A 4,570-nucleotide genomic window follows, 5' to 3' on the forward strand; every position below is an offset into this window, starting at 1 on the left:
GTGTTCGCCGGGGCCGGGGCCCGGCCGGGGCGGCCGGGCCGGTCGCCCGGGCGTCAGCGCGGTCGGCGGGGGCCGCACGGCGCGGCCTGCCGGGTGCTCACGGCCGTCGCCGCACGGGCCGGTGGCCGGTCACGGCCGGGTCACCGCGCTGACCGGCATCATGTTGACCGGGTCGTAGCGCACCTTGGCGCCCGGGTAGGGCGAGTGGATGACCTGCCCGTTGCCGGCGTACATGGCCACGTGGCTGGCGTCGGCGCGGTAGATCACCAGGTCGCCGGGCTGCGCCTGGGACAGCGGGACCCGGCGTCCGGCGTGCGCCTGGCCCTGGGAGGTGCGGGGGATGGAGACCCCGGCCTGCCGGTAGGCCCACTGGGTCAGACCCGCGCAGTCGAAGGCGGAGGGTCCGGCCTGCCCCCAGGCGTAGGGGCTGCCGAGGGCGCGCTGGGCGGCGGACAGCGCGCCGCCCGCCCGGCCGGAGGCAGGGACCGGCAGACCGGTCGGCGCGGCCTGCTGCCCGTCCTGTCCGGGGCGCTCGCCGCTGCGGGAGGCGCGGTCGCGGTCGGCGCGTTCCTCCGGGGTGAGGCGGTTCAGCAGGCGCCTGGCGGCGCTGAGCTTGCTCTGCACGGTCCGCTTGTGGCGGGAGAGTTCGCGGCGCTGCTTCTCCAGCTCCTGGAGTTTGCCGGCGGTCTCGGTGCGGTGTTGGCGCAGGGCGCGCTGGGCGCGCTGGAGTTCGTGGAGCCGGCCGGTGGCGCGGGAACCGGCGAGGTCGAGTGCGGCGGCCCTGGCCAGGTAGGCGTCGGGTTCGGTGGACAGCAGCAGTGCCAGTGTCGGGTCGAGTCCGGCGGTGCGGTACTGGGTGCCGGCGACGGAGGCGAGCGAGTCCCGCATCCGGTTGACCTCGGCCTGGCCGCGCGCGGCGCGGTCCTGGGCACGTTCGACGTGCTTGCGCAGCGCGGTGACGCGTTCGGCGGCGGCGTTGTACTTCTCGGTGGCCCGCTCGGCCTCCTCGTAGAGCCGGTCGACCCGCGCGGAGGCCTCGCCGCTGTCGGTCGGGCCGCCGCCGGGCTCGGCTCCGGCGGGCACGGTGCCCAGCGCCGCGGCCGCAGCTGCGGCCGCGGACAGCACGGTCAGCCGGGCACCCCTGGTGGGAAGCGGCTGGCTGTGTCGAGGGGACCAGTGTGACACCACGAGGGCCCGTACTCCTTCCGCCGACGCTCCCCGGATGGGAGCGGCGCGGGCCAGACAGTAGCCGCGCGGCGGGGAGCCGACCAAGGACCGTCGGCCCGGCGAAAGAGCGTGCCCCGCCGCTGACGCAGGTCAGCAGCGGGGCGCGGCTTTTTCTCCGGCCACCGAATCACCCGGAAGGAGGAGGTTCGGACCGTGTCGGGTTGTCGGTCCGCTCAGACGCGGACGCCGAACTGGAACGGCATGTTGTTGATCGACTCGTAGCGCACGTTGGCGCCCGGCTTCGGCGAGTGCAGGATCTGGCCGTTGCCGGCGTAGAAGCCCACGTGGTGCAGGTCGCCGTAGAAGAAGACCAGGTCGCCGGGGACCAGTTGGGCCCGGGAGACGCGGGTGCCGATGTTCGCCTGCGCCTGCGAGGTGCGCGGGATGGAGACGCCGGCCTGCTGGAACGCCCAGAGGGTGAGGCCGGAGCAGTCGAAGGAGTTGGGGCCGGTGGCGCCCCACACGTACGGGCTGCCGACCTTGCTCTGCGCGGCGGCGTACGCCGAGGAGGCGCGGCCCTGGGCCGGCGGGGCGGTGTTGCCGGGCGAGCCGAGGTCGGCGCGGTCACCGGCGGAGCGGCTGGCGCGCTCGGCCTCCGCGGCCTCCTGCCGGGCTATCTCGGCCCGTTCGGCGGCGGTGAGGCGGTTGAGCAGCGTCTGGGCCTCGGCGAGCTTGCCCTGGATGCTCTGCTTCTTCTTGTTCAGCTCCTGGCGGGTGCTGTCGAGCTGGGACAGCTTGTCCTTGGCCTCCTTGCGCTGCTGCTCCAGGGAACGCTGCTGGTCCTGGATCTGCTTGAGCGCGCCGGCCTGCTTGCCGCTGAGCTGGTCCAGCGTGGCGGCCTTGGCCAGGTAGGAGTCGGGGTCGGCGGAGAGCAGCAGCTGCATCGACGGGTCGATGGAGCCGGTGCGGTACTGGGCGGTGGCCATCGCGCCGAGCCCGTTGCGCAGCTTGTTCAGTTCGTCCTGGCTGCGGGCGACCGAGTCCTGGAGGCGGGATATCTGCTTCTGGAGCTTGTCGTGCTTCTCCTTGGCGCCGTTGTACTTCTCCGTCGCCGCGCCCGCCTCTTTGTAGAGCTTGTCGACCTTCGCCTTGACGTCCGACTTGGACGGGTTCGGGTCGGCCTGGGCGGTGTGCGCCGTGACGGCGACCGCCGCGGCCGCGGTGGCGGTGAGTACGGTGACGCGCGTACGGCTCGGCTGCTTGGGACGACGGTGGGACGCCACTGGGGCGAGCTCCTTCTTCCTCAGCCGCCTGCCGGAAGTGCGCCCGGGAGGGGCGCCCCCGGCTCCGCGCGAACGCCGCGGATTCGGCGGTACCTTCGCCGCCACCCCGGATGGGCGATCAACCGTGCGAAGGTTCGGGCCCTGAGACTAGCGAGGGCCGTGGGACGGCTTCAAATCTTCGCCCGGAAAATCTCACGGTCCGGCGCGATCCTTTACCATTGCCGCACACGCCGCGACCGTCAACTGACGTTCCGTAGGCGTCGATCACCCCAAGAGGTGACAAGGGACACTTCCGGCCGCTTCCATGGCCTCGCGTACCGTCGACTCAGGTGCGGCCAAGTCTCTTCAGGAGCAGGACGGATGGGACAGGTCGGGCACCGGCCGCCGCGACACCGTCGGCGACCTCCCGGTCCGTGGAGACGACCACCACGGGACGCCCCTCCGGCTCGGCCCGCACCAGCCTGCGGATCAACTCGTCGGCGGTCTGCCCCGGTTTGCTGAACAGCACCCGCACTCCGCGCGGCGGCGCGAGCAGCACCGGCGCGGCCAACTCGGCCCCGTCGAAGACACACGTCACCTCCGCCCCCGACTGCGCCGCCAACATGGACAAACCACCCAACAGCCGCAAACGCTGCTTCTCCAACGGCAGCGAGGGATAACCGGTCTTGGTGACGTTGTAACCGTCGACCAGCAGGTGCACCCTCGGCAGCGCGAGCAACTGGTCGAGCAGCGCCGGGTCCTCCTCCGACAGCGCCCGGTGGGCGATGTCCTTCGGGCTCAACCGGCCGGGCTCGACGGCGTCCACAAGATCCGCCGGCGAGTGCGTCGCCGGCGGCAACGCCAGCTCCCGGCGCAGCCCCTGGGCGGCGTCCAGCACGGTGTCCAGCAGCAGCCGCACCCGCATGTCCTCCACGCTGCGGCCCTCGCGCACCGCGCGCCGCCCCGCCTCCAGCGCGGCCTCCGCCTCGGCGACGCGGGCCCGCAGCCGGCGCGCCTCACTGTCCGCGGCGGCCTTCTGCGCCGCCGCCTGGGCGCGCGCCTCCTCGGCCTCGGCCTTCGCTCTGCGCACCGCGGCCTCACCGCGCTTGACGTCGCTCACCGCGCTGCGCAGCTTGCGGTGGAGGGAGTCGTTCTCCTTGCGCGCCGCCTCCAGTTCGCCTCTCAGCCGCCCGGCCTCGTCCCGCGCGGCGCTCTGCGCCTGCGCCAACTCCTCCCGGAGTCGGGCCAGTTCACGCTCGGCCTGTTCGCCGGCGCGTTCCGCCTGGGCGCGCTGCGCCTCCTCCCCGGCGGTCTGGACGAGCTTGTCCCAGTCGACGGGGCGGAGGACGTAGGCGAAAGCGGCCACGTCCACCGGGTCGGCCGCGGCCGGCGGCGTGCCGCCCTCCAACGCCTGCGCCAGCTCGGCGTCGGCCTCCCGCAGCCGCTCCCCGATCCGCTGCCGGAACACCGGGTCGGACTCCAGCGCGGCGGCCATCGCGTTGCCGCCGAACCGGACACGACGGGCAGGGGCGAAGCGGGCGTACTGGCGCAGCGGAGCGGGCAGGTCGGCGACGGTCAGCCCACCGAGGGCCTCGCCGGTGAGCGCGACCACCCGCCGCCGCACCTTCTCCGGCAGCGGACGGTGCGACTCCTCGGCGGGCCGCCGCTCCCGCTCCGGCTCACCGCCGGTCGACTCCTCCACCGCTCACACCGCCCGTCCGCTCAGACCTGCGCGCCGGGCCGGTCGACCAGCTCGACCTGGTCGACCGCGTTGCACCAACGGCAGCGCACCGACTCCAGCGTCTCGCTCAGTACCTCCCGTTCCTCCACCTTCGGCTCGCCGGCCAGGTCCAGGTGGACGTACTCCACCACCCGGCTGCTGCGGGTGACGTCAAAACGGGTGAGGTTGCCGCACAGGGTGCAGCGCCAACGGGTCTCGGCCGTTGGCTCGGGGACCGACATGCTTGCTGTCCTCCACGTTCGCGGTGGTTTCTCGGCCATCCCCGCCCTTGTCCGCCGCTGGGGATGGCGCGAACTGCTCTTCCCGGCAACCCTACGGCCTGCGACACACCGCGTGTGTCGTGACCGGGACATGGTGTCCGAGCCGTCATCATCCCCCTCATGACCGGTCTCCCGGACAC

4 protein-coding genes are annotated in these 4,570 nt (G+C 73.4%); all 4 read right to left on the reverse strand.

Annotation, left to right across the window (positions count from 1 at the left end; genetic code table 11):
• Nucleotides 1-129: 129 nt before the first annotated feature.
• Nucleotides 130-1,188, reverse strand: coding sequence for a C40 family peptidase (locus FNX44_RS24085; RefSeq protein WP_407699202.1), 1,059 nt, complete (start codon nt 1,186-1,188; stop codon nt 130-132).
• A gap of 212 nt (nt 1,189-1,400) precedes the next feature.
• The gene (locus tag FNX44_RS24090) at nt 1,401-2,450 is read right to left on the reverse strand and encodes an NlpC/P60 family protein (RefSeq protein WP_143651033.1); all 1,050 of its coding nucleotides are present in this window, start codon (nt 2,448-2,450) and stop codon (nt 1,401-1,403) included.
• Between the two features lie 325 nt (nt 2,451-2,775).
• Entirely contained in the window at nt 2,776-4,131 is a 1,356-nt protein-coding gene (locus FNX44_RS24095; protein ID WP_143651035.1) for an NYN domain-containing protein, read from the reverse strand.
• Nucleotides 4,132-4,151: 20 nt separating this feature from the next.
• A complete protein-coding gene (locus tag FNX44_RS24100; RefSeq protein WP_143651037.1) occupies nt 4,152-4,391 on the reverse strand; it encodes a hypothetical protein in 240 nt (79 codons plus the stop codon).
• Nucleotides 4,392-4,570 lie beyond the last annotated feature (179 nt).

It is taken from the genome of Streptomyces alkaliterrae, from assembly GCF_007097205.2.
GTDB classification, from domain to species: Bacteria; Actinomycetota; Actinomycetes; order Streptomycetales; family Streptomycetaceae; genus Streptomyces; species Streptomyces alkaliterrae.